This window comes from Streptomyces sp. NPDC018833, assembly GCF_044390825.1.
In the GTDB taxonomy this organism is placed as follows: domain Bacteria; phylum Actinomycetota; class Actinomycetes; order Streptomycetales; family Streptomycetaceae; genus Streptomyces.
On the sequence record NZ_JBIRZM010000020.1, the window covers coordinates 111,240 to 135,818 of the forward strand.

At 71.0% G+C, this 24,579-nt stretch carries 20 protein-coding genes and 1 pseudogene; 7 read left to right on the plus strand and 14 right to left on the minus strand.

Features of this window, described 5'->3' with window-relative positions:
* Positions 1 to 122 precede the first annotated feature (122 nt).
* Positions 123 to 1,319 carry a CaiB/BaiF CoA transferase family protein gene (locus ACH5AF_RS30835; protein WP_398906197.1) on the plus strand — a complete coding sequence of 399 codons (1,197 nt, stop codon included), beginning with the start codon at positions 123 to 125 and terminating at the stop codon, positions 1,317 to 1,319.
* 42 nt (positions 1,320 to 1,361) lie between these two features.
* On the opposite strand, the gene ACH5AF_RS30840 is transcribed toward ACH5AF_RS30835, so the two are convergent.
* Positions 1,362 to 1,625, minus strand: a complete 264-nt coding sequence (locus tag ACH5AF_RS30840; RefSeq protein ID WP_215186798.1) for a hypothetical protein — start codon at positions 1,623 to 1,625, stop codon at positions 1,362 to 1,364.
* A 283-nt stretch (positions 1,626 to 1,908) separates the two neighbouring features.
* Between ACH5AF_RS30840 and ACH5AF_RS30845 the strand changes: the two genes are divergently transcribed.
* Positions 1,909 to 2,910: a protein kinase gene (locus ACH5AF_RS30845; RefSeq protein ID WP_398906200.1), complete on the plus strand. Its 1,002-nt coding sequence runs from the start codon at positions 1,909 to 1,911 to the stop codon at positions 2,908 to 2,910.
* Positions 2,911 to 3,071: 161 nt separating this feature from the next.
* Here ACH5AF_RS30845 and ACH5AF_RS30850 read toward each other — a convergent pair whose 3' ends face one another.
* Complete coding sequence (locus tag ACH5AF_RS30850) at positions 3,072 to 3,881, minus strand: SGNH/GDSL hydrolase family protein (protein WP_398906202.1); 810 nt, start codon at positions 3,879 to 3,881, stop codon at positions 3,072 to 3,074.
* Positions 3,882 to 4,352: 471 nt separating this feature from the next.
* Between ACH5AF_RS30850 and ACH5AF_RS30855 the strand changes: the two genes are divergently transcribed.
* Positions 4,353 to 5,459, plus strand: coding sequence for a DUF5925 domain-containing protein (locus ACH5AF_RS30855; protein ID WP_398906203.1), 1,107 nt, complete (start codon positions 4,353 to 4,355; stop codon positions 5,457 to 5,459).
* A gap of 19 nt (positions 5,460 to 5,478) precedes the next feature.
* Here the strand turns inward: ACH5AF_RS30855 and ACH5AF_RS30860 are convergent, their stop codons facing one another.
* Positions 5,479 to 5,859, minus strand: a complete 381-nt coding sequence (locus tag ACH5AF_RS30860; protein WP_398906204.1) for a GntR family transcriptional regulator — start codon at positions 5,857 to 5,859, stop codon at positions 5,479 to 5,481.
* Positions 5,860 to 5,929: 70 nt separating this feature from the next.
* Here ACH5AF_RS30860 and ACH5AF_RS30865 point away from each other — a divergent pair, with 70 nt between their 5' ends.
* Both ACH5AF_RS30865 and ACH5AF_RS30870 read left to right on the plus strand, forming a co-directional pair.
* On the plus strand, positions 5,930 to 6,850 hold the full coding sequence (locus ACH5AF_RS30865; RefSeq protein ID WP_398906206.1) for a GNAT family N-acetyltransferase: 921 nt from the start codon (positions 5,930 to 5,932) through the stop codon (positions 6,848 to 6,850).
* Positions 6,831 to 7,313, plus strand: coding sequence for a DUF402 domain-containing protein (locus tag ACH5AF_RS30870; protein WP_398906208.1), 483 nt, complete (start codon positions 6,831 to 6,833; stop codon positions 7,311 to 7,313). The genes ACH5AF_RS30865 and ACH5AF_RS30870 overlap by 20 nt, the downstream gene beginning before the upstream one ends.
* Here the strand turns inward: ACH5AF_RS30870 and ACH5AF_RS30875 are convergent.
* Genes ACH5AF_RS30875 through ACH5AF_RS30895 form a run of 5 tightly spaced genes read right to left on the minus strand, consistent with a single transcriptional unit; the run spans position 7,294 to position 11,889 of the window.
* On the minus strand, positions 7,294 to 8,391 hold the full coding sequence (locus tag ACH5AF_RS30875) for a methyltransferase domain-containing protein (protein ID WP_398906209.1): 1,098 nt from the start codon (positions 8,389 to 8,391) through the stop codon (positions 7,294 to 7,296). The genes ACH5AF_RS30870 and ACH5AF_RS30875 overlap by 20 nt on opposite strands.
* 51 nt (positions 8,392 to 8,442) lie before the next feature.
* On the minus strand, positions 8,443 to 8,889 hold the full coding sequence (locus ACH5AF_RS30880) for a GNAT family N-acetyltransferase (protein ID WP_398906211.1): 447 nt from the start codon (positions 8,887 to 8,889) through the stop codon (positions 8,443 to 8,445).
* Positions 8,886 to 10,382 (minus strand): tripartite tricarboxylate transporter permease, encoded by a 1,497-nt coding sequence (locus ACH5AF_RS30885; RefSeq protein ID WP_398906213.1) that lies wholly within the window; start codon positions 10,380 to 10,382, stop codon positions 8,886 to 8,888. The genes ACH5AF_RS30880 and ACH5AF_RS30885 overlap by 4 nt, the downstream gene beginning before the upstream one ends.
* Positions 10,382 to 10,909 (minus strand): tripartite tricarboxylate transporter TctB family protein, encoded by a 528-nt coding sequence (locus tag ACH5AF_RS30890; RefSeq protein WP_398906215.1) that lies wholly within the window; start codon positions 10,907 to 10,909, stop codon positions 10,382 to 10,384. The genes ACH5AF_RS30885 and ACH5AF_RS30890 overlap by 1 nt, the downstream gene beginning before the upstream one ends.
* Positions 10,906 to 11,889, minus strand: coding sequence for a Bug family tripartite tricarboxylate transporter substrate binding protein (locus ACH5AF_RS30895; protein WP_398906216.1), 984 nt, complete (start codon positions 11,887 to 11,889; stop codon positions 10,906 to 10,908). Before ACH5AF_RS30895 ends, ACH5AF_RS30890 begins: the two co-directional genes overlap by 4 nt.
* 131 nt (positions 11,890 to 12,020) lie before the next feature.
* Here ACH5AF_RS30895 and ACH5AF_RS30900 point away from each other — a divergent pair, with 131 nt between their 5' ends.
* Positions 12,021 to 12,707: a response regulator gene (locus tag ACH5AF_RS30900; RefSeq protein ID WP_398906217.1), complete on the plus strand. Its 687-nt coding sequence runs from the start codon at positions 12,021 to 12,023 to the stop codon at positions 12,705 to 12,707.
* A gap of 737 nt (positions 12,708 to 13,444) precedes the next feature.
* Here the strand turns inward: ACH5AF_RS30900 and ACH5AF_RS30905 are convergent.
* The 3 genes and pseudogenes from ACH5AF_RS30905 to ACH5AF_RS30915 all read right to left on the minus strand — a co-directional run bounded on the left by ACH5AF_RS30905 (position 13,445) and on the right by ACH5AF_RS30915 (position 16,614).
* Positions 13,445 to 14,943, minus strand: a pseudogene (locus ACH5AF_RS30905) (ISAzo13 family transposase).
* 851 nt (positions 14,944 to 15,794) lie between these two features.
* The gene (locus ACH5AF_RS30910) at positions 15,795 to 16,163 is read right to left on the minus strand and encodes a TIR domain-containing protein (RefSeq protein WP_398906219.1); all 369 of its coding nucleotides are present in this window, start codon (positions 16,161 to 16,163) and stop codon (positions 15,795 to 15,797) included.
* 10 nt (positions 16,164 to 16,173) lie between these two features.
* A complete protein-coding gene (locus ACH5AF_RS30915; RefSeq protein ID WP_398906220.1) occupies positions 16,174 to 16,614 on the minus strand; it encodes a hypothetical protein in 441 nt (146 codons plus the stop codon).
* A gap of 1,129 nt (positions 16,615 to 17,743) precedes the next feature.
* Between ACH5AF_RS30915 and ACH5AF_RS30920 the strand changes: the two genes are divergently transcribed.
* Complete coding sequence (locus ACH5AF_RS30920; RefSeq protein WP_398906222.1) at positions 17,744 to 18,763, plus strand: lytic polysaccharide monooxygenase; 1,020 nt, start codon at positions 17,744 to 17,746, stop codon at positions 18,761 to 18,763.
* A 111-nt stretch (positions 18,764 to 18,874) separates the two neighbouring features.
* On the opposite strand, the gene ACH5AF_RS30925 is transcribed toward ACH5AF_RS30920, so the two are convergent.
* The 3 genes from ACH5AF_RS30925 to ACH5AF_RS30935 form a co-directional block, all read right to left on the minus strand.
* The gene (locus tag ACH5AF_RS30925) at positions 18,875 to 19,744 is read right to left on the minus strand and encodes an esterase/lipase family protein (RefSeq protein ID WP_398906224.1); all 870 of its coding nucleotides are present in this window, start codon (positions 19,742 to 19,744) and stop codon (positions 18,875 to 18,877) included.
* Between the two features lie 180 nt (positions 19,745 to 19,924).
* Entirely contained in the window at positions 19,925 to 20,905 is a 981-nt protein-coding gene (locus tag ACH5AF_RS30930; protein ID WP_398906243.1) for a DNA polymerase thumb domain-containing protein, read from the minus strand.
* Entirely contained in the window at positions 20,902 to 24,396 is a 3,495-nt protein-coding gene (locus ACH5AF_RS30935; RefSeq protein ID WP_398906226.1) for a DNA polymerase III subunit alpha, read from the minus strand. The genes ACH5AF_RS30930 and ACH5AF_RS30935 overlap by 4 nt, the downstream gene beginning before the upstream one ends.
* Positions 24,397 to 24,579: the final 183 nt, after the last annotated feature.

Sequence of the window (24,579 nt, forward strand, 5' to 3'; positions counted from 1 at the left end):
CCGGAAAGGGCTCGTCAGGACCGGGACGGTTCGTCAAGGGGACACGACGTCGAAGTCGCCGGAGACCGTTTTCATGATCCTCAGGGGTGACAAAGATGGTGGCTGCATATTAGACACGGCCTATGAGCCAACAGCCACTGCCCCTGGACGGCATCACGGTCGTCGCCGTCGAACAAGCCGTCTCGGCGCCGTTCGCCACGCGCCAGCTCGCCGACCTCGGCGCCCGCGTGATCAAGGTGGAGCGCCCGGAGGGCGGTGACTTCGCCCGCGGCTACGACACCGCGGCCCGCGGGCTCGCCTCGCACTTCGTCTGGTGCAACCGCGGCAAGGAGTCCATCGCCGTCGATCTCAAGGACCCGCGCGGACTGGACATCGTGCACCGGCTCGTCGCGGGCGCCGATGTGTTCGTGCAGAACCTCGCCCAGGGCGCGGCGGCCCGGCTCGGCCTGGACGCCGCCGCCCTGTGCGCACGGCACCCTCGCCTGATCGCCGTCGACATCTCCGGCTACGGCTCGGGCGGCCCGTACGCCCACAAGCGGGCGTACGACATGCTCGTGCAGTGCGAGGCCGGTCTGGTCTCGGTGACGGGGACGAAGGCCGAGCCGGTGAAGGCGGGCGTCCCGGCGGCCGACATCGCCGCCGCGATGTACGCCTTCTCGGGCGTGCTGGCGGCGCTGCTGCGGCGCGGTACGACGGGCCGCGGCGGTCCGGTGGAGATCTCGATGCTGGAGTCGCTGGCCGAATGGATGGGGCATCCGCTGCACCACGGGATGCATGGAGGTGAAGCACCGGCGCGCACGGGTGTCGCGCACGCCGTCATCTCCCCGTACGACGCGTACGACACCGCCGACGGCGGCCAGGTGCTCCTGTCCGTCCAGAACGACCGCGAGTGGCGCAGGCTCGCCGAACGGGTCCTGGAGCGGCCGGAGCTGGCGCTCGATCCGGACTTCGCCACCAACACCGCGCGGACGGCGAACCGGAAGCGGACGGACGCGGCGGTGGCCGAGGCCCTGGGGAGGCTGCCGACGGGGGAGGCGATCGACCGGCTGGAGGCCGCCGGCATCGCCTGCGCGCGCCTGAACACCGTGACGGACGTGGCGAATCATCCGCAGCTGGCTGCCCGCGACCGCTGGCGCGAGGTCGACTCGCCTGCCGGACCACTGCGGGCGCTGCTGCCCCCGATCACGCTGCCGGGCGGGGCGCCGGCACGGATGGGGGCGATCCCTTCACTCGGCGAGCACACCGACGCGCTGCTGCGGGCCATGGGGATGACGGATGAGGCCGCGGCGGCGCTGCGCCGGGACGGCGTGGTCGCCTGAGCGGGGCCGCGCGAAGGAGGTGGGGTCGGGCCGGGGGGTTGGTCAGCCGCGGCTGCCGAACAGGGAACGCCGCAGCCGCCGCAGCGGAGCGAACAGCGAGACGCGCGCGCTCTTGCTCGCGCGGCTGTGCCGCACGTCGCGCGAGGTCAGCTCACGCATCAACAGGGTCGCCTCGGCGGCCTCGCGCTGCGGGACGGCGGGGCCGCCGAGCACCGAAAGGTGGCGGTCGAGACGCGAACTGGTCTCTACGCTTCCGCACGTGATGGCAGGCACACGAGCCCTGCTGCGAACTGTTATCTGATCCATGTCACTCCCCACCCGTACAAGACACCCGGCCCGGGCACATTAACCCTATCTCCCCGGCGGGACACCCGTGTATCCCGTCGGCATGATTCACCGCACTCGGACGGGGGTTGGCGATTACTCTCCGAATGCGACTGATTCCAGGGGGAGTTGGATCGACCTTTTCCGGCCACGTGGACCTGGCCGGAACTGATGGCCGATCAACCAGTGTCATATGCCCGGCAGTTGAGCTAACTTCGAGTGGTTTTCACCGTGTTGGGCGCCGATTGCGGACAGGGGGCACGGCATGAGCGGACCGCCGGGAGCCGGCCGGCTGATTGCGGAGCGCTACCGCCTGGTCGAGCCGCTCGGGGAGGGCCGTACGGGCGTGGCGTGGCTGGCGCGCGACGAACTGCTGGGACGCGAGGTGGCGGTCAAGGAGGTCCGCGCCCCGGCCGGTCTCGACGCCACGGCGCAGCGTGAGCTGTACGGACGGCTGGAGCGGGCCGCCCGGGCCGCGGGACGCGTCTCGCACCGCAACGTGGTGGCCGTCCACGACGTGGCCACCGACGACAGCCGCCCCTGGATCGTGATGGAGCTCGTGCGCGGTCTCGCCCTGTCGGACGTACTGGAGGCGGAAGGGCCGATGCCGCCCGCCCGGGCCGCGCACCTCGGGGCCGAGACCGTGGCCGCCCTGCGCGCGGCGCATGCGGCGGGCGTGGTGCACCACGACGTACGAGCGGCCAACGTCCTGATCGCCAACGACGGCCGGGTGATGCTCACCGGCTTCGCCGCGGCGGGTGCCTCGCAGTCCGCCCCGGCCGGCGAGCCCGACGTCGACGCGGACCTGTGGTCGCTCGGCGCGCTGCTGTACACGGCGGTCGAGGGCCGCGCCCCGGCCGCGGACGAGGAGATCCGGCCGTCGGAGCGGGCGGGCGCTCTGGCGCCGGTGATCTCGGGGCTGCTGCGGCGGGACGCGGCGGAGCGGATGCCGGCCGAGGAGGCCGAGCACAGGCTGCGGCTGGCGAGCGGGGGCGGAGCGCCGCGCGCCACGGCCCCGACGCCGTCGGTACCTTCCGCGAGACCTTCCGCGAGCCGGTCCGGCAGCGACGGTGACGCACCCGCCGCTGGCGCGGACCATTCCGACGGTTCGCCGACGTCCACCGACGGCGCACCCGCACGGCAGGCCGACGGCGGACCTTCGGCGTTCGCCGACGAGCCGCGTCGAGCCGCGGCGGTGCTGGTGGCAGGCGTGGGGGTGCTCCTCGTGGCGGTCGCGGCACTGGTCTGGGCGGTGCTGGCCGGATAGCACACGGCGCGGCCGGCGGAATGAACACACAGTCCCTGCACGGCCGACGAACGCGCAGGCACAGCCCGGTGGATGAACGCGCAGGCCCTGCCCGGTGGGTGCCCGGTCAGGGCCTTCGGTGCCGTGGGGGAAGAACGACCGGTCCGGCGGACGGCGTCCGGTCAGGCGTGGGACGTGAAGACCGGCAGATAGCCGCCGGACTGTCCGGACGCCGTCGGGTGGTATGAGTCGCTCATGTTGAACCAGTTGACGCTGTGCAGCCAGGCGGCCCCGGAGCAGATCTCGTGCCCGGTGAAGGCGGAGACGACGCTCGCGAAGGTGTACCCGTGGTCGGCCGCGCGCTTGGCGGTCGCCGTGTTGAGATGGTCGGCCGCCCCGTTGATGGCGGACCGCTTGGTCTCGCTCATACCGGCCGTGCAGCTGCCGTTGAGCTTGTAGAAGCGCGGATAGCCGAGGACGACGACCCGTGCGGCGGGCGCCTTGGCCCCGATGGCCGAGTACACCTGGTCGAGCTTGCCGGGCAGGGTCGTGTCGACGTAGCGCTTGGCCTCCTCGATCCGTGCCAGGCATTCGGCGTCGGAGCTGAGGACGCAGGTGGTCATCACGTCGGCGAAGCCGGCGTCGTTGCCGCCGACCGAGATCGAGACGAGATCGGTCGCCGAGCTGAGCGGCCCGAGCTGACCGGCGGTCACATCACCGGTACGCGCGCCCGAGCAGGCGGTGAACGCGAACGACGAGGGCGAGTTGGCGGCCGCCCACAGTTTGGGGTAGGCGCGGGTGCTGCGCTTGCAGTTGCCACTGGAGCTGTCGTAACTGCCCGCTCCCACACCGGAGGAGTAGGAGTCGCCGAGTGCCACGTAGTCGACGGACCCCGTGGTGGAATCGGCCTGCGCCTGGCTCGCTCCCGTGAGAGCGAGAACGGCGCCGAGGAGGAGTGAGGATGAGAATGCCGCGACTCGGGACAGTTTCATGGAACCTCCCTTGAGCAGGATCTCTGCCTCAACTTTCGTAGCAGCGGGCCGACTTGACCGGAAGTGTCCATGCCAAAGATGTTACTGACGGGTCATTGGTCTTGAGGTGCCGTCCGAAGCGAGGGGGTGAGTGGGCCGGGAGCCGCACGCCGCACGCCGCACGCCGCACGCCGCACGCCGCACGCCGCACGCCGCACGGGCAGCGATACCGGCTCGACGAGCAGCGATGCACGGCTCGACGGATAGCGGTGCCGGCTCAACCACCCTGCGCGGAGCGCCGCATCGGCACGGCCGTATGGGCGGCCTCCCCCTTGCGTGCCCGGACACTCATCCGCCCGCATGCGGGCGGTCCACCGGTGCACCCGGCGGATCCCGGGCAGCTCAGCCGGTGGGGCGCCCGGCGCCGCATCGGCCGAAACACCGTGCCAAAACACCGTGCGGCGCCAGGGACCGTGCCGGATCATGGGGCCCATGTCTGCCAACCCGTACGATGCCCTGCCGATCCGGCTCAACGTCGACGACAGCGACTCACCGGCGGACGTCGTCGATGCGCTGTTCCTCGGCCGCTTCGCGGCGGGCGAGCAGCCGTACTCGTACAGTTCGACGATCGACCGCGTCAAGCCGGGCGCCACGCTGCTGCCGCTCGCGGCATCGGTGCTGCGGTCGGCCCGCGACGACGACCGCAGCGCCACGCTCGCCGAGGGCGAGGGCTGGACGCTGCTGATCTCACGCTGGAACCGGGGCGCGGACGTCACGGTGACAGCCGTCAGTTCCGAGTTGGCCGAGAAGGTGCTCAAGGAGGCGACCGACGGCGCGACCGACGAGCCCGAACCGCAGCCGGAGAACGTGACCATGGGCTTCTGGTACGTCTCTCCGCGGCGCGGCCCGCACCGTACGACGCGTCAGATCTCCGCGGGCACATGGGAGGAGATCCGGCCCAACTACACGGCGCCGGTGGCCGACGCGATGGACCGGCTGATGAAGGTCACCCCCGACGACATCGCCGGCCGGCTGCTGCTGCTCCACGGCCCTCCCGGCACGGGCAAGACGTCGGCGCTGCGCACCCTGGCCCGCTCCTGGCGCGACTGGTGCCAGGTGGACTGCGTGCTGGATCCGGAGCGGCTGTTCAACGACGTGGGCTACCTGATGGACATCGCCATCGGCGAGGACGAGGGCACGGCCAAGGGCCGCTGGCGGCTGCTCCTGCTGGAGGACTGCGACGAGCTGATCCGCGGGGAGGCCCGGCACACGGCGGGCCAGGCGCTGTCCCGGCTGCTCAACCTGACGGACGGTCTGCTGGGCCAGGGCCGCAACGTCCTGGTCGGCGTCACGACCAACGAGGACCTGGAGCGCCTCCACCCGGCCGTGGTCCGCCCGGGCCGCTGCCTGGCCAGGATCGAGGTGGGCCCGCTGACGCGCGACGAGGCGCTGTCCTGGCTGGGCGACGCCGACGGCCGGGAGGACGTCGTGGGCCGCGAGGGCGCGACGCTGGCGGAACTGTTCGCCCTGCGCCGCGGCACGTCCCCGACCTCGGTGCCTGTCCAGTCCTCGGGGGCGGACGCGGGGCTCTACCTCTAGCGGACGGGCGGGGCGTTGCCTACTCCCCCGCGCCGTACGCCACACGCAGTGCGTCCGCCACGGCCGCGCGGGCCGCCTCCTCGGAGAGGCCCAGGCGGCGGGCCCGGTCCGCGTACGAGGACGCAGCCGCGGCGGCCTGGCGCGCTGCCGCGTCGCCCGCCGCCGCCACGAACGTGCCGTTGCGGCCGCGTGTCTCGATCACCCCGTCGCCCTCGAGCGCCCGGTACGCCTTGGCCACGGTGTTGGCGGCGAGGCCCAGTTCCTCGGCGAGGCCGCGGACGGTCGGCAGCCGGTAGCCCACCGGCAGCACGCCCGAGCGGGCCTGCTCGGAGATCTGGGCGCGCACCTGCTCGTACGGCGCGTCCGCGCCTTCCGCATCGATGGTGATGTTCAGCGTCACGCCATGATTGTCCCCCACTCCCGGTAATCGGGAGGCGCCACACCCGCGCGCCCACGTACCGTGCCTCACCATGACTGTGATCGTTCGTGACTTCCGTGCGGAGGACGCCGAGGCGGTGACCCTCGTCCGGCGTGCCGCGCTGCCGTGCGAGGTGACGACTCCCGAGTCGCTCCTGTCCGGCGCGAAGAGCGCCAACCCCGCGAAGAAGTACCGGCTGTTGATCGCCGAGCGGAAGGACGAGATCATCGGCACCGCGCACGCCGGCATCGCCTACGACTCGTCCGACCCGGGGCAGTCGTACGTCACCCCACATGTGCACCCGGACCACCGCGGTCACGGCGCCGGCGGGCTGCTGCTGCGCACGGCGGAGGAGCATCTCGGCGCACACGGCGCGACGTCCGTCTACGCATGGGCGATGGACGACCCCGAGTCCCTGGCGTTCGCGGGGAAGCGGGGCTACCGCCCCACCCGTACCGCGCACTTCCAGCGGCTCGATCTGGCGCACGGCACCCTGCCGGAGCTGCCCGTGCTGCCGCCGGGTGTCGAGCTGCGCACGGCCGCGGACTACGAGGACGACCCCCGCCCGCTGTTCCTCGCGGACGCCGAGACGACGGCGGACGAGCCCGGTGACATCGGCACGGACTTCACCGACTACGAGGACTGGATCACGCACACCTGGAACGATCCGCTGCTGGACCGCCGCCTGACGACCGTCGTCGTGGTGAACGGCGAGATCGCCGCCTTCACCGCGGCCCTGACGGACCGTGGCACGCGCTACGCCAGCGGGATGACGGGCACGATGCGCGCCCACCGCGGCAGGGGCCTGGCCAAGCTCGCCAAGACGGACTCGCTGCGCCGGGCGAGGGCGGCCGGTTTCACGGACGCGTTCACCAACAACGACGCGGACAACGGCCCGATGCTCGCGATCAACCGGTGGTTCGGCTACGAGATCTTTGTGACGGAGGTGCGCCATGTCCGCGAACTCGGTTGAGGTCCGGCTGGTCAAGGCGGGCGCGACGAAGATCCGCTATCCGGCCGAGCCCGTCTTCGACGACGGCAACCGGCTCACCGTCCGCGCGCCGTGGGCGGCTCCCGGCGTGCGTGACTTCGGCTTCGTGCGGTTCGAGCCGGGTGATGTGTTCACCGAGCACTACTGGCGCGACCGGTGGTACGCGGTGAAGGAGGTCCGCGCCGGCGACGGTGTGCTCAAGGGCTGGTACTGCGACATCACCCGGCCTGCCGTGGTCGACGGCACCGAGGTGGTCGTCGAGGACCTGGACCTCGATCTGTGGGTGTCCGCCGACGGCGGCACGATCCTGCGGCTGGACGAGGACGAGTTCGCCGCGAGCGGCCTGCGCGAGCGGGACCCGCGGGCGGCTGACGAGGCAGAGCGCGCCCTCGACGCGCTCGAAGCCCTCGCCCGCGCAAGCCGCTTCAGCGAGCTCCTCGGCTGAGCGGAAGCACCACCGACCGGTCCGGGCCACCCGCCACATGGGCGATCGGGTCGCCGTCCTCGTGCCAGTGGACGACGAAGCGGTCGCCCCGGCGGTAGGCCTCCAGCCCCGCCCGGCAGTAGGCCACCATGTCGTCGGGCAGCGCGTCCAGTCGGTGCCAGGCGATCTCGGAGCACTTGTCGGGTTCGCGGTTGTACGGCTCGCCGCCCGTGCCGTGGTCCGCTTCGAAGAACCACCCGACGCGCGGCGCTCCGCCCGGTCCGCGGTGCTGCATCACCAGCGCGGCGCGCAGATCGCCGGGCATCAGCTCGACACCGACCTCCTCGGCCGCCTCGCGCACCATGGCGGCGCGCACGTCCTCACCGTCCTCGACGTGACCCGACGGCCCGTTCCACAGGCCGTCGCCGTAGCCCGTGCCCGCGCGGCGGGCGAGCAGCACCTCGTCCCCGCGGCGCAGCACCAGGTGCACGTCGATCACCTCGGTGTGCCGGCGGGGCCGGGCCGTGGAGGCCACCAGCGCATAGCGCTCGTCGTCGACCTGCCTGCCCCACAGGGCTGGGTCGTCCGAGAGGCGCTCGTGGTGGATCCGGTCGGCCAGCGGTGCGAGGACCGCGGTGACGCGCGCGGCCGGCAGCCCGTCGCCTCCCCAGACGCCCTCGACAAGGACGAGCCGACCGCCCGGCCGCAGGAGCGTGGCCCAGTGGCGCAGGGCTGTCTCGGGCTCGGGCAGCAGCCAGACGACGTGCCGGGCGAGGACGACGTCGAACCGGCGCTCGCCGACCGGTGGCAGGTCCGCCGGGCCGAGCAGGACCTCGGCATCGGTACCGGCGAGCTTGGCCCGCGCTCTGGCGACCATGTCGGGCGCGAGGTCGACGCCGGTCACCCGATGGCCCTGTTCGGTGGCGAGGAGGGAGAGGCTGCCGGTGCCGCAGCCGAGGTCGAGCACATCGGACGGGTGCGGCGGCAGCCACCGCGCGAGCCTGTCGGCCCATGCGCGCCGGACCTCCGGGTCGGCGAGGCCGTGGTCGGGCTCCTGGTCGAACGTGTCGGCCAGGGCGTTCCAGTCGATCGTCGTCATGGTCCGATCGTCGCAGCCACCACTGACAACGGGCCTGCGGCGGCCTCCGGTTCAGGTGAGCGCCTTCCTGTAGTGGAAGCGGTCGTACTGCCCGTCGACCCGGCGTTCCACCAGTTCGTAGCCGTAGCGCGCGTACAGCTTCTGGTTCTCCCACATCTTGGCGTTGGTGCAGAGCTGGATCTCGGGCAGCCCCAGCTCTCGTGCGTACTCCTCGGCGAAGCCGAGGAGCCGCCGACCGAGCCCGGTCCCCCAGGCGTCGGGGTGAACGGCGATGGAGTCCAGGTAGAGGTGACCGGCCTCCGGGACGAGGACGATGACGCCCCGGACCGGATCACCGATGACGAAGACCCGCCCCGCCGCCACGTTCGCCACGTGGTCCGCCTCCATCGGGACGGGCACGACACCGATCCGTTCGATGTAGTGGTGGTAGGCCGCGTCGGTGACGGCCTTGACCGCGGGCACGTCGTCGGCGGCGGCGGGGCGGATGTCGTCGGTCATGCCGACACGTTACGGCGGCGGACGATCACCTTCTTCAGCAGCGGCCACACCAGCAGGAGCACGATCACCGCGTACATGGTCACGGAGAAGGGCGTGTTGACCAGTCCCGTGATGCTGCCGTCGCTGATCTGCAGGGCGCGGCGCAGCTGTTGTTCGGCGGCCGGGCCGAGGATGACGCCGATGACCGCGGGCAGCACGGGCAGTCCGTAGCGGCGCATGCCGAACCCGATGAGGCCGATGACGAGCAGGATCACCAGGTCGAGTGCCTCACCGCCGACCGCGTACGCGCCGACCGCGGCGAAGAACAGGATGCCCGCGTAGAGGTACGGCCGCGGAATGCGCAGCAGCTTCGCCCAGACCGGTGCGAGCGGCAGGTTGAGCGCGAGCAGCAGCACCATGCCGACGAAGAGGGAGGCGATCAGGCCCCACACCAGGTCGGGTTCGCGTTCGAAGAGCAGCGGTCCCGGCTGGATGCCGTACTGCTGGAACGCGGCCAGCATCACCGCGGCGACGGCGGTCGTCGGCAGACCGAGCGTCAGCATCGACACGAGCGTGCCCGCGGCCGACGCCGAGGCCGCCGACTCGGGGCCCGCCACGCCCTCGATGGCGCCGCGGCCGAACTCGTCCTTGTGCTTGGACAGCCGCTTCTCGGTGACGTACGACAGGAAGGTCGGGATCTCCGCGCCGCCGGCCGGTATCGCGCCGAACGGGAAGCCGATGACCGGTCCGCGCAGCCACGCCTTCCAGGTGCGTCGCACATCGGACCGGGCGAGCCACGGCCGGCCCACGGGGATGGGCTCGCCCGTGGTGCGGCGCAGATGGGCGGCGACCCACAGGGCCTCGCCGATCGCGAAGAGGCCGACGGCGACGATGACGACGTCGATGCCGTCCGCGAGCTGCAGCGAGCCGAAGGTGAGGCGCTGCTGGCCGGTCATCTGGTCCAGGCCGACAAGACCGATGGTGAGGCCGATCAGCAGGGAGGCCAGTCCGCGGACACGGGAGGAGCCGAGCACCGAGGTGACCGCGATGAAGGCCAGCACCATGATGGCGAAGTAGTCGGGTGCGCCGATGTCCACGGCGAGGTCGGCGACCGTGGGCGCGAGCGCCACGAGCAGGAGGGTGCCGATCATGCCGCCGGTGAAGTGACCGACGGCGGCCGCGGCGAGCGCCTGGGCGCCCCGCCCGGCCTTGGCCATCGGATTGCCTTCCAGGGCGGCGACGACGGCCGCGCTTTCCCCGGGCGTGTTGAGCAGGATGGACGTGGTGGAGCCGCCGAACATCGCGCCGTAGTAGATGCCGGCGAACATGATGAACGCGCCGGTCGGCTCCAGTCCGTACGTCACCGGCAGCAGCAGCGCCACCGCCATCGCCGGACCGATGCCGGGCAGGACGCCGATCGCGGTGCCGAGCAGCACGCCGATCGCGGCCCAGAGCAGGTTGATCGGGGTCAGTGCGGTGCCGAAGCCGTCGAGAAGGGAGTTCAGCGGATCCATCAGAGCACTCCCATCAGCGGGCCGCCGGGCAGCGGGACGCCGAGCAGGTTGTTGAACGCGAAGTAGGTGACCACGGACAGAGCCGCGGCGATCAGAGGGTCACGGTCGTGGTGCCTGCTGCCGAGTGCGAAGGCGGAGCCCCAGAACAGCAGGGCCCCGGCGACGGGGAAGCCCAGCGGGCCGATGAGCGCGGCGAAGGCCAGGAAGACGCCGCCGAGGAGCAGGACCGTGCGCCAGTCGCTCGGCTCGCTCAGGTCGATGTCCTCGCCGCCTTCGGCCTCGCCGCGGCCGCCGCGCAGGACGTCGACCGCGAGGAGGACGGCGACGACCAGCAGGCCGCTGCCGACGACGACGGGGACGGTCCTGGGTCCCACGGGTCCGCGCTGGGCGATGTCGACGTTCATGGTCAGCGCGTCGGTGAGGACGAGGACGCCGATGACGAGGAGCAGAAGGCTCACCCCGAGTTCGGAGTGCTCGCGCAGCCAGGAGCTGCGGCCGTCGGCGGTACGGGTGGCGTCGGCGCTCACAGCCCCAGCTCCTTCAGCACCGAATCGACCTCTTCGTCCTGCTCGTTCAGGAATTCGCCGAAGAGGTCGCCGGTGAGGAAGGCGTCGTCCCAGCCGTTCTTCTTCATGGACTCCTGCCACTGCTTCGAGTCGTGCAGCTCGGTGACGAGACGGATGAGTTTGTCGCGTTCGGCGCCGCTCAGTCCGGGTGGGGCGACGATGCCACGCCAGTTGGTGAAGTCGGTGTCGAGACCGGCCTCGCGCAGGGTGGGGGCGTCGAGACCGGGGACCCGCAGCGGTCCGGTGACGGCCAGCAGCCGCAGCTCTCCGGACTTGATCTGGTCGAGGTACTCGCCCACGCCGGAGACGCCGAAGGCGACCTTGTTGCCGAGGATGGAGGCGAGCAGTTCGCCGCCGCCGTCGAAGGGGATGTAGTTGACGGACTTGGGCTCGATCCCGGCGGCCCGGGCCATCAGCATGGGCGCGAGATGGTCGGGTCCGCCCGGCGAGGAGCCGCCGCCGACGGCGAGCTTGCCCGGGTCCTTCCGCCACGCCTCGATCAGCTGGCCGATCGTCTTGTACGGGGAGTCCTTCGCGACCACGACGATGTCCTGCTCCTCGGTGAGCCGGGCGATCGGTGTGGTGTCGGCGAGGGTCTTGGGTGCCTTGTTCGTGTGGACGGCGCCGACGACGCCGAGGCCCATGGACATGGCGAGCTTGCCGTTGCCGTGCTCGCCGACGAGGCGGGTCAGCCCCACGGTGCCACCGGCTCCGGGGAGGTTGAAGACCTCGATGCCGTGGGTGAGCCCGGCGTCCTCGGCGTTCTTGGCGGCGGTGCGGGCGGTGATGTCGTAGCCGCCGCCGGGGGTGTTGGGGACCATGAAGCGCAGGCCGGGGATCTGCGTCCCGGTGTCGGTTCCGCCGTCCGTGGAGAGCAGCGGCGGCACGGCGAGCACCAGAAGCGCGGCCCCGAGCAGGGCGATGGAGGTGCGCAATCGCACGGGAGGGCCTCTCATGAGCGGTGAGTGGGAGCTGTGAGGTGGCCCACATGTTGCCTGCGCGTTAAGAAGCTGTCTCTCTTCCGGAATCAACGGACGTTGTGGTCCTTGTGGTAGCGGCCTAGCGTGTCGGCGTGACCAAGGTGCTGGTGGTGGACGACGACTTCATGGTCGCGAAACTGCACAGCCGCTATGTGTCCGCGACGGAGGGCTTCACGGTCGTCGGAGTGGCCCACAGCGGTGCGGAGGCGTTGCGCGCCGCAGAGCGGCTGCGGCCCGATCTCGTCCTGCTCGACGTGTATCTGCCCGACATGGACGGGATCCGTGTGCTGCGCGAGCTGCGGGCAGCGGAGGCGTGCGACCCGGACCGGGTGAGCGCGGACGCGCTTTTCATCACGGCCGCCCGGGACGCGGCGGTGGTGCGTTCCGCACTGCGGGCAGGGGCGCTGCACTACCTGATCAAGCCCTTCAACCAGGCGGCGCTCCAGGAACAGCTGCGGCACGTGGCGTCGCTGCGTTCTCGGCTGGACCGGCTGGACGAGGCGCGCCAGGAGGACGTGGACCAGATCTTCGGCACCCGCCCGCCGGGGTCGCGCGAGCTGCCGAAGGGGCTCGCCCCGCACACGGCGGAACTGGTCGAACGCATCCTGCGCGACCATCCGGGCGACCTGTCGGCTTCGGAGTGCGCCGAGGCAGGCTCCCTGTCCCGCGTGAGCGCCCGCCGCTACCTGGAGTACTTCGCGGAAACGGGCCGCGCGGAGGTGACGCTGCGCTACGGGGGCACCGGCCGCCCCGAACGCCGCTACCGCCGGGTGGGCTGACCGGACGCCGTCGGGGGCTGGTGACGTCCTGACACAGCTGGAAGCGGCCGAACCGCGCCACCGCCTCCTCGTCGCCGCCGATGTCAGCCTCCTCGACCGTGCCGCCCAGCTCCCGGACCCGTGCGATGGCCGCCCGCATGTCGTCGACCCGGAAGAACACGTACGGGCTCGCGCCCGGGTCCTGGCCGTGCACGCCGCCGGGCACACCGGCCGTACGGATGGAGTACCCGCCGCCCTCCGTCGTCCCGGCCTCGAAGGCCCACCCGAACAGCCCGCCGTAGAACGCCCGGGCCAACTCCGAGTCACCCACGCCTAGTTCGAAGAAGGAGATCTCCCCGGCCATCGCTCGCTCCCGGCATCGTGACGGTCAGTTCGGTCCCACGCTACGGCGGGTGCGGGGGCCGCGCACGCGAGCAGGCGGCGCCTCAGCCGTCTCCCCGCGCCGCCGCAAGCCGCCTGCGTGAGCCACGGGGCAGGCTCCGGCGACATGGAGCAGCCCCCGGGCGGGCCGCCACGGAAGCGGGGCGTTCCCGCTCGGTCGGCACGCCTTTCTGAGCCCTTTCTCAGCGGGCAGGTCCACAGACTGCCCGAGTCGCGGGAAGCTTACGGGCCCCGATCTCCCGCCCAAAAGCCGCTCCGCCGACCGCTCGGTAACGTGCAGCTCCGGGCTGCCATCCAGCATGGGCAAACCGATAAGCCCTTTCTCGTGCTTGCGGCTGCTAAGGGCTTGCAGATCATTAACACGTTGTCTTGATCTTGTTGTGGGGCCTTCTGGTCTGGTCGAGGACCCGAGCCTGGAGGGCAGCGAGGGCGACGGGTGGCGTCGTCGCGGGTGGGATGGTGATGCCGTGTCCCTGGAACAGTTTCCTGGTCTTCAGCAGGGTGCGGTGCATGGCGGTCCGGCTGCTGCCGAACAGTACGGCGAGGGGTTCCGCAGCCAGGTTGACGCGCAGATGGAGCACGGTGGCCAGGACCTGGTCGGGGAAAGCGAGCCGGGGTGGGCGGCCGCGCCGCATTTGGCCGTTGAGGGCCAAAGTCTCAGCGAGGGTGTCCAGTTGCTGCCGGGACATGCCGGTCAGGGCGGGATGGGACAGCAGGGCCTGGTCCCACTGCGGGGTTGGCGCGTGCGGAGTCCGGGCCGCCGGGACGGCTGGGCGGGCCTGCGGGTGCAGGGCATAGTTCCAGTCGCCATGGAAAGCGTGCCGGATCAGCGGCAGTGCCGCCATCTCCGCGTCATCGATGCGGACTCCGGTGGGGTAGGTGTTGGTGTCGAGGGCGGCGCTCACGCGAAGTCCGGTGCGGGTGGTGGTCGCGGCGATGGACTGGACGATGACTTCGTGGCTGGTCAGCGGGCGGCCGCGCCAGTTCATGGTGATGTGCGAGAAGAGCCGGTGCTCGATCTTGTTCCACTTCGATGTGCCTGGCGGCAGATGACACACGGTGATGGTCAGTCCCGTTTCGGCGGCGAGCTGGGCCAGTTCGAGTTTCCACGCTCGGGTGCGGTATCCGTTGGAGCCGCCCGCGTCGGCGGTGATCAGCAGCCGTGCCGCCTGCGGGTAGGCAGCCCGGCCCTGGCCGTGCCACCAGCGGCGGATCGACTCGATCGCGAACGCGGCGGTGTCGTGATCGGTGCCGACGTTGACCCAGCCGGTGTCCGTCGCCAGATCGTAGATGCCGTAGGGGACGGCCTTGCCCAGCTGCGGGTCGGCGAAGTCATGGACGTTCACCGGCGCCGGCTCACCCGTCGGCCGCCACTGGCGGCCGTTGTTCTTGAACTCGCCGACGAGTTCTTTCTTCTTGGCGTCCACGCTGATGACCGGTTGGCCGGCGTCCCGGTGCTCGCGGGCTTGTTCGTTGAGATAGCGGAACTGGGCATCCCGGTCCGGGTGCTGGCTGCCCTCGATGGTCTTGGCGTTGGCCTGCAGGCTTCCTCCCGCAGCAGGCCGGCGACGGTGTCGGCGCTGACACGGTGCCCGGCCCGGGTCAGCTCCCGCGCAAGCGTGCGGGTGGACTTCACCGTCCACCGCAGCGGCGACATCGGATCACCCCGAACATCCGGTTCGACCAGCGCCAACAGTGCCGGCCGCAGCCCCGGATCAAGATCCGCGACCCGCTTGCGGCCCCCGCCCGGACGCCGCACCCGCCCCAGCGGCTCCTCACCGGCCTCGAGTTCGAACACGCCCTTGTCGCCCGCTGGATGTCGCTCGCGCCGTTCGTCGCCACCCCGAGCGACCAGCCTGCGCGGCGGAGCGCCAGCAAGCCCTCCCGCGTACGAGGGAGGCAACGCGCAGTGCAAGCCATGCCGTCGACGTACTCACACCACAGGTCCTCCGCCGAGTCTTTGAGCGCGAGCGTCTCTCTCAGGTGCATGAAATCAGCGGGATAGGCGCGAAGGCGCAACCGATCGACGATGGCCACGGCGGCATACGGCGCAAGGCGTCGCGAGAGGGCGAAACGTCTGGCCCAGTCCTCTAGGCCGCCCTGTCGATCGATCAGCGTGTTGTCGAGGTCGAAGAGTGCCAGCAAAGGAAGGTACGACAGCACGGCGAGTCTCGTCGAAACCCTGACCGAGGAGCGACCGGGGCAACCTGTCAGACCTCTCTCCTGGCCTTGCAGGTCGTCGCCGAACGCCTTGGCTCACGCCCGATGAGGTCCGCGAGCGGATGGCCGAGATCTACCCGCTCCGCCGGGCGGGCTTCCCGGCTCCGCTCGGGGCGACGCTCCTGCCTTCGGCCCGCTCCGCCCCCGCTGCGCCGGCGCCCGCCCCTACGGCTGGGATAGGCCCAAGGGCATGAGTCGAGCCCCGACCGGCCGTCGATTCCATCCCTCACCGAGATGCCTCCGGCGAGGGCCTCAGGCTCCGGGATGGCGGGGCGCCTCGGGCGGGTGCCGGCAGTGGATGGCTGAGGCGGGGAACTCCCGTCCCGTCCGCCATCGGCCCAGGACAAGCCGAGCAGACACGGCACCGGGCGTCCACGTCGTTCGTACAGTGGCGCGCTCCACCTGGACGCCAGGCACCGCGCCCGCTCCACATACGTGTGGGTCGACGGCAGACGGGATGGAAGTTGGGGTAGGTCGTGGGCAAAGCTACTGCTTCAGTGCACCTATCGACGCCATTCGCCCACCCGTACGCTCCACAGGCCATGGCCAATCCGGAGCACCCCAGTGGGCAAAGCTCCAATCCGGCAATAGAGCCCGAATCTCAGCCTTCCCTCGGAGAGCGGTTTCGAGCTCCCATTGGGTCCACTCGGTCCTGAGATAGTGGGTGGACTGCACAGCGAGAAACACATCTGCGCCCATCAGTGCGGCAACGACTGTTTTCACGCGGTCCACCTCAGGAGAGTGGATCTCTAGGTCGTCTATATAGATGCTGGTGGCGTCTGGAATGATCGATGCAATTCTGTGCAGCGTGTCGGTCGAGTTGTCTCGCCTTGCATAACTGACGAAGTAGCGCACCGTAAAGGTCCTATCCGTTGAGCAGGCCGGCCACGTAGGCCCACGCCGCCACCCCGAACAGCAGGCCAAGGATGAAATAGTACGCCATGGATGCGTTGAACGCCGCCCTCAACGGCCCGACAGCACCCGACGACGGGGAAAAAGGATAACCTTCTGTGCAGCGCGTTGCCCGGCGCTGCCAAATCGGAATCATCGCCCCTCTGAGCTTTCTCTGATAGTAGTAGCTGAAGCTATCTGCCATCCAGAACGCGACGATCACTAGAAAACCGGCAGCGAATAGCGAGGGGCCGGGCTTCTTGTCGCCAAAGGCCGTAATGATGGTTCCGACGGGGACAAGGATTACAGCGCATAGCTTCTTCAGCTCCAGGCACGCTTCAGACGCTTTTAGCGTCGCCGCATGCAGCTGCTCCAGCTGTTCCTTGTCGAGGTCGTCCGCTGTCGGTTCGCTCACTGGGTGCACCATCCAGGAATTCGTGCATCGTCACTTGACTGTCGCCGGTACGGCCAGCAAACATCCCACCACGACCGGGCCAACCACCGCTTGGGAACTGGGCACTTGGTTGCCTCGTTCGGCAGCGGTATGTGGCACCTCTTCCGACCGCTTCGCCTAAAGCGGTCGCTCCCTGACAACCCGCGGCCAGCTGGCGCAGGCCACCAGCGCGCTGCCGTCCTCGGTGAGGAAGAGCAGGGAGGTCCACGTCCGATCGGCAGAATCGATCAGCCCTACGTGCACGGGCCGGCCGTGCTCGCGGAGGAGCTGCACTGCTCGTTCCAGCCCAAGAGGTTCGAATCCGTGAATCCGCATGCGCTGAAGTCGGCGCTTGAAGACTCCAGCATGCGCGCCAGCGGGTTGCGCCCGGTCTCCCACGCTGTAGGAGGCACCGCTGCGGAGGAGGGCCAGAGCTATCACGGACGCCTCGTCGTCACCAGCCAACAGCGATTCCAGCACATGCCGTTCCATGGTCACCCCCGTCTGGATCCTGCGGTACAGCAGCCAGGTACCGCAACCCCAGCAATCGCCCGCGTCCGGTAGGGCCCCTCCGGGGCTCGGTAGCGGCCGGAATAGCCGTCACTGACCGATCCGGCTAGAGCGCGGCTAGAGCTACGGATCAGAAAGCTCCGCGCCCGATCCATGCCTCCAGCCAGACCCAGGCCGTGTAGTACCCCAGCCATTGGCAACGGTTGGGCTTGCAACGGGCGGGCCGCAGACCTCTGCGACCGCCCTGCCGGTGTCGGGAGGCGGCAAGCGGCCAGAGAGCCGCACCGGGAGCCACGCAGGGAGCCACCCCAGGCGACACAGGGCAGCTCCCCTTGGACGACTACGGACGACACCCGCACGATCCCAGTGCTCAGCAGCACGCGAGCGGCCGCCTTTCTGAGCGCTTTCTTAGCGTCACCTTAAAGCCAGCATAAGGATCGCCATCTCCCGCTCCCAGCAGGCGCTTTCGCATTGCCCAGGGGCTAGTTTGCTGATCGCCGGGGCCGGTTCGAGCAGTCGGCGCCGTAGTCCTACGGGGGGCCGCACCGCCCGCTCGAACCGGGTCCCGCCCCCTCGCCGCCATTCGAAGGAGAACGTCACCATGACCGCTCGCCGCAAGGCCGTCACGGTCGCCGCACTTGGTCTCACGCCGGTCGCGCTGGCCGGTCTGGCCGCCGTTCCGGCCGCTGCCCACGGGTCGATGACGGATCCGGTCAGCCGGGTGTCCGCCTGTTTCGCCGAGGGGCCGGAGAGTCCCACGTCGCAGGCGTGCAAGGCGGCGGTCGCGGCGAGCGGCACGCAGGCGTTCTACGACTGGAACGAAGTCAACATCGCCAACGCCGCCGGCAACCACCGCCAACTGATCCCGGACGGTGAGCTGTGCAGCGCCGGACGCGACAAGTACAAGGGGCTCGACCTGCCCCGCGCCGACTGGCCTTCCTCGCCGCTCGCTCCAGGGAACCGCACGTTCCGGTACAAGGCGACCGCCCCGCACAAGGGCACCTTCGAGCTGTATCTGACCAAGGCCGGCTACGACCCGACGAAGCCGCTGAAGTGGTCGGATCTGGAGGAGAAGCCGTTCTCGAAGGTCACCAACCCGAAGCTGGAGAACGGCGCGTACGTCTTCGACGGCGTCGTGCCGAACCGGTCGGGCCGGCACCTGGTCTACTCGATCTGGCAGCGCTCGGACTCCCCCGAGGCCTTCTACACCTGCTCCGACGTGGTGTTCGGTGAGGACAACGGCGGCGGTGCCCCGGCGCCGGCCGCCTCCGCCCCCTCGGACCGGGAGATCGAGGAGGGTGCGGGCAAGTCGACGGTGGACCACGGCGGCCGCGGCGGTGACGACCACGCGGAGGACGCGGGAGCGGCCGCGCCCGCCGAGCGGCCCGATACGGCTCCGTCACCCGATCCCGCGGGCAACGCCCCCGACGCGAAGGGTGCCGGCACGCCGTCCGCCGCCGCTCCGGAGACCTCCGGGGACAACCTCGCGGAGACCGGTGCCGACAGCAGCACCGCGCCGCTGGCGATCGGCGGTACGGCCGCGCTGGCGGTCGGCGCGGCGGTGCTGTTCGGTCTGGGCCGCCGCAGGCCGGCCGCAGCGGGCGGCCGCCACAGCCGCTGACGCGACAGCGACAGCGACAGCGACAGCGACAGCAACAGCAACAGCAACAGCAACAGCAACAGCAAAGGCTGCCGTCCGCTCCCCCGAGCGGACGGCAGCCTTGTCCGTGTGTCAGGCGAAGACAGAGGCGCAGGTGGTGGGTTCGGCGTGCGCCGGGTCGAGCGCGTTCGTCACCTCATGGAACGTGATCCGGTCGAACAAGCCGATCGCGACGTGCTCGGACAGGTCGAAGGGACAGAGGTCCTGGAGAAGAACGTTGCGGACGTCCGGCCCGGTGAGGTACTGCGACGCGTACGGCGTGACGACCTGGTCGTAGCGGGTGGCGATGACCGTGTAGCGCACGCCGGGCACGGTGTCGCCGCCCGCGTTGAGCCCGGTGAGGAAGGCGGATCCGGCGATCTGGTCGGCGAGGGCGGGCGTGTGCCGGCTCAGGAGGTCCGCGGCGCCGGGGAAGTACGGCAGGAGGCTTGTGAGCCCGCCCAGGGTGGTGCCGTGGTTGTTCGGCGCGATGCCGACGAGGGCGTTCACCTTGTCGGCGCCGCCCAGGTACTTGAGGTAGTAGCGGGGCATCATGCCACCCTGGGAGTGCCCGACGATGTCGGCCTCCAAGGCGCCGGTGGCTGCGAGGACCCGGTCGACGTAGGCGTCGAGCTGCTGCGCCGACTTGTCGATGGGGCCGAGGCCGTGGAAGAAGGGCACGCCGGGAAGCTGCCCGTAGTCGAGGGAGTAGACGCAGTAGCCGCGCTTGACCAGATACGGGGCCAGAGCGAGCCAGTTGTCGATGGAGTTGCCGAGGGTTCCGTGGACGAGGACGACGGGGCGGGGATGGGCGGCGGAGGGGTTGCAGGTGTAGTCGTTCCAGCCACGTGTGGGGGCCGTGGCGGTTGATGCGGCAGTTGCGGTGGCGGCGGGGACCAGGGCGACAGCGACCGCCAGCATGAAGGCTGACAGTGGTCGGAGCGCACGTTTCCAAGGCAGCATCGATCGGTCTCCTTGCGGCTCAAGGGAGTTGCGATGGCTGAATTTCTTGCCGTGCACACAACAACTTACGAACGGGTAACCACACGGGGAAGTGACGTGCCGGTAAAGACTGACTTTTCGTCAATACGAGGCGGCTGCCGACCGCTACGCCGCCAGCGACCCCGGTACGACCACCGGCCGCTACGCCGCCAGTGACCCCGGTACGACCGCTCCCGGCCCGAACCTGGCGCGGGCCCGGTCCGCCACGGCCTCGATCCTGCGCGCCCTTTCGTCGGCCGGGTCGAACGTCAGCTGCCGGGCGGCCTGTTCGGCCGGCAGCAGGCCCTCGGCCCGCAGCGACAGCCCGCGCACCCGCGCCCGCTGCAGCCCGAGCGATGCGTGCAGGGCGTACGCGGTGCCGGCGAGCGCGGCGGAATGGGCGGTCGGCTCGCGCAGGGTGCGGCTGCGGGTGGTCGTGGACCGGTCGGCGTAGCGCACGGTGAGGGACAGGGAGCGGCACACCTCGTGCTCACCGCGCATCCGCGCCCCGAGCTCCTCGGCGAGCGAGAGCAGCGCCCTGCGGTGCTGCGCCTGGTCCAACTCGTCGATGGAGAAGCTACGTTCGGCGGCAACCGAGCTGGAGAGCGCGTTGGGGACGACCGTCGTACGGTCGATGCCGCGCGCCCGCTCCCACACCTCACGACCGGCCCGAGCGCCCAGGATCCGCTGGATCACGGCGAGCGGTGCGTCGGCGACGCGTCCGGCGGTTTCGAGGCCGTAGGCGCACAGGGTGCGGGCCGTCGCGCGCCCCACGCCATCGAGCGCGGCGACCGGCTTGTCCGCCAGGAACGCGGTGGCCTCGTCCTCCGTCACCACCAGGGTCGTACCGGGCACGGCCTCGCGCGCCGCCATCCGGGCGAGCATCGGTCCGGGGCCGGCGCCGATGACGCAGTCCACCCCGCAGTGCGCCAGCACGCGCACTCGCAGCAGGGAAGCGAGCTCGGCCGTGTCCCGGCCGAAGTACCGTTCCGCGCCCCGGACGTCGACGAGCGCGGCGTCGGGCGGCAGCGCCTGGACGACGGGGCTGATGTTCTCGGCCACGCCGAGCAGCGCGGGCAGCACCGTCTCGGCTCCGGCCCGGTCCGGCGCCGGCTCCAGCAGGAAGCGCACATAGAGGATCATCCGGCGCTCCCGGGGCTCTGGTGCCACAGCTTCCTTCCGCCGGCGGCCGCGTCACCGGCCGGCCGCAGGTCGGCCCACGGATTCATCTCGTAACCCGTCGGCAGGTGGATCCGGCGGCCGCTGTCGGCATCGCCGTCCGGCTGCGCGGGCGGAGCCGCCAGCCGGGCCGCGACCGCGTCCAGGCCGCCGGTGCGGCGCAGCTCCGCCAGTTCGGCCAGGTCCCAGGCCGCCGCGCCCACCACACTGAGACTGCGCGGTCCGCGCCGCTGCACCACTCCGCGCACCAGCAGCAGCCAGGAGTGGAAGACGGTGTGGGCGCACGCGGCGTGGCTGTCGTCGAAGAAAGCCAGATCGACCAGGCCGGTGCCGTCGTCGAGCGTGGTGAAGATGACCCGCTTGCCGGACCGGATCGGCGGCGTCTGGGTGGCCGCCTTGGCACCTGCGACAAGCACCGTCTGGCCGTGCCGCGCACCGCGCAGCCGCTGCGCGGAGAGCACGCCCAGCTCGGCCAGGAAGGCATGGTGATCCGTCATCAGATGGCGGGAGGCGTCCATACCGAGCACGCCCAGCTCGGCACTGAGGCGTTCCGCGTCGCCGAGATCGGGCAGGCCGACGGGGGCGGTCCCGCGCCCCTGGGCGAGCGGGAGCTGGCCACCGTACGACGCCGATCCGCGCTGGACACGGTGGAGTTCGGCGATGTGCAGCAGCAGGTCGCGACGGTTGGCGCCGAAGGCGTCGAGGGCGCCGACCTGGGCGAGCCGTTCGGCGACGGGCCGACTGGGGTGCGCCCGCTGCCAGAAGTCCAGCAGCGAGGAGTAGGGCTGCCCGGCCTCGATACGACTCTTCTCGGCCTCGCTGATGCCGTGGACGTCCGCGAGGGCGAGCCGCAGGCCCCATCTCCCGGAACCCTTGCCGTGGTTCCCGGAATCCTTGCCGGACTTCCCCGACCCCTCGCCGGACGGCCCGGAAACCTCGCCATCAGACACAAGTTCGATTCGATGGGCGACCCCCGACCGGTTCACGTCCAACGGCAGCACCGGCACCCCGCGCCGCCGCGCGTCCGCCAGCAGCAGCCGCTTCGGGTACATCCCGGGGTCGTGCGTGAGCAGCCCGGCGTAGAAGGCCGCCGGATGGTGCGCCTTGAGCCAGGCCGACTGGTACGTCGGCACCGCGAAGGCGACCGCGTGCGCCTTGCAGAAGCCGTACGAGCCGAAGGCCTCGACGATCTCCCAGGTGCGGGCGATCACTTCGGGCTCGTAGCCCCTCGCCTCGGCGCGCCGGGCGAACCAGATCCTGATCCTGCCCTGCGACTGCGGGTCGGAGAGCCCTCGCCGCACCCGGTCGGCCTCGTCCCGGCCGCAGCCGGTCATGATGTCCACGATCTCGATGATCTGCTCGTGGAAGACGACCACCCCGTACGTCTCCTTCAGCGGCCCCTCCAGATCGGGATGCGGGTAGCGGACGGGCGCGCGGCCGTGCCGGGCCTCGATGAACGGCCGGACCATGTCGGCCGCGACCGGCCCCGGCCGGAACAGCGAGATGTCCACGACCAGGTCGTGGAAGTTCTCCGGCTGCAGACGTCCGACCAGGTCGCGCTGGCCCGGGGACTCGATCTGGAAGCAGCCCAGCGTCTCGGTGGACCTGATGAGCCGGTAGGTGGCCGGATCCCCGGGCGGTACGGAGCCGAGGTCGACCTTCTCCCCCGTGACCCGGCGCACCTCGGCCACCGCGTGCGCCATCGCCGACTGCATCCGCACGCCGAGGACGTCGAGTTTGAGCAGCCCGAGCCTCTCCACGTCGTCCTTGTCGAACTGCGACATGGGGAAGCCCTCGCCGCTCGTGGGCACCACCGGGGTGCGGGCGAGCAGCGAGGAGTCGGAGAGCAGCACGCCGCACGGATGCATGGCGACGCCGCGCGGCAGCGCGTCCAGCGCCTCGACCAGCTCCCACAGCCGTCCGTGCTGCTTCAACTCGTTGGCAACCGGCTGGAGTTCGGGCAGTTCGTCGAGCGCCGCGCGGGCGTCGCGGGCCCGGATGTGCGGGAAGGACTTGGCGATCCGGTCGATCTCGGCCGGATCCATGGACAGGGCCGCGCCCACGTCGCGCACGGCATGGCGCACCCGGTAGGTCTCGGGCATGGCGACGGTCGCGACCCGCTCCTCGCCGAAGCGTCCGATGATCGCGCGGTACACGTCGAGCCGGCGGGCGGACTCGACGTCGATGTCGATGTCGGGCAGCACCCGCCGGCGCTTGGACAGGAAGCGCTCCATCAGCAGCCCGTGCTCGACCGGGTCGGCGTGCGCGATGCCGATGAGGTGGTTGACGAGGGACCCGGCCCCGGAGCCGCGCGCGGCGACGCGGACGCCCATCTTCTTCACGTCGTCGACCACTTGGGCGACGGTCAGGAAGTAGGAGGCGAATCCGTGGTGGGCGATGATGTCCAGTTCGTGGTGCATCCGCTCCCAGTAGTCGCGCCGGCTGTCGTATCCGTGCAGCACCATGCCGGCCGCGGCGCGCGAGGCGAGCACCCGCTGCGCGGTGCGGTGCTCTGCGCCGACGAGGCGGGGCTCGGGGAAGTGCACGGTGCCCATCCCCAGGTCCTCCTCGGGATCGACCAGGCAGGCGGCGGCCGTCTCCTCGGTCATGGTGAGCAGCCGGTGCGCGGTGTCGTGCCGGAGGCCCGCGGCCTCGGCGACCCGCTCGGCGGCCTGGGTCATGGCGGCCGGGTCCTTGAGCCAGCGCTCGCCGCTGTCGAGTCCTTTGCGCGGGTCCACGGGCACGAGTCGGCGGGCCGAGTCGAGGACGTCGGCGACCGGTCCCAGGCCGGGGTCCGCGTACCGGACGGCGTTGGTCAGGACGGCCCGTACGTCCTGTTCGGCGGCGAGGCCGAGAGTGCGGGCGGCCTGTCGCAGCGAGCCGGGTCCGGTTCCGGTGCGGCCGTGGTGGACGACCTCCAGGCACAGCCGGTCGCCGTACCGCTCCCGCCAGGGGGCGAGCAGCCCCGCGGCACGGTCGGGGCGGCCCGCGGCGAGTGCGCGGCCGACCTCGGAGGACGGGCCGAGGAGCACGGTCAGCCCCTCACCGTGGTTGTCCTGCCACGGCAGCCGCGGGCGCTCCCGGTCGGCCGCGTGGGCGGCGGTGATCATTCGGCACAGGTCGGCCCAGCCCTGGCGGGAACGCGCGAGGAAAACGGTCCGGGGCGCGGATTCGTCGATGAACGCCCCTCCGCGGACCGGTGTGCGGCGGCGCTCGGCGGGGCCCTCCCGGTGCTCACGCTCCCCCACCGCGAGGTCCACGCCGAACAGCGGCCGCACGCCCGCGCCGGAGCACGCCTCGGCGAAGCGGACCGTCCCCGCGAGGGTGTCGCGGTCCGTCAGCGCGAGGGCGTCCATGCCCCGCTCGGCAGCGCACTCGGCAAGCCGCTCCGGGTGGGAGGCCCCGTATCGCACGGAGAACCCGGAAACGGTGTGCAGATGCGTGAACCCTGGCACCCGCACCTCCTGGATCAGCCCGTCTCACCTCCCCTGTCTCCACCATAGACCAAATTTCGAACACCCGTACGACATGTGTTCGGCGGCGCCCCCGTTATGTTCTTCGCGGTCCTGCAAGAGGGCCGCTGGCCTCCGGGCCCGGCATGACTGTTCCCCCCTGTCGAACGGATGACCTGGGGGGTG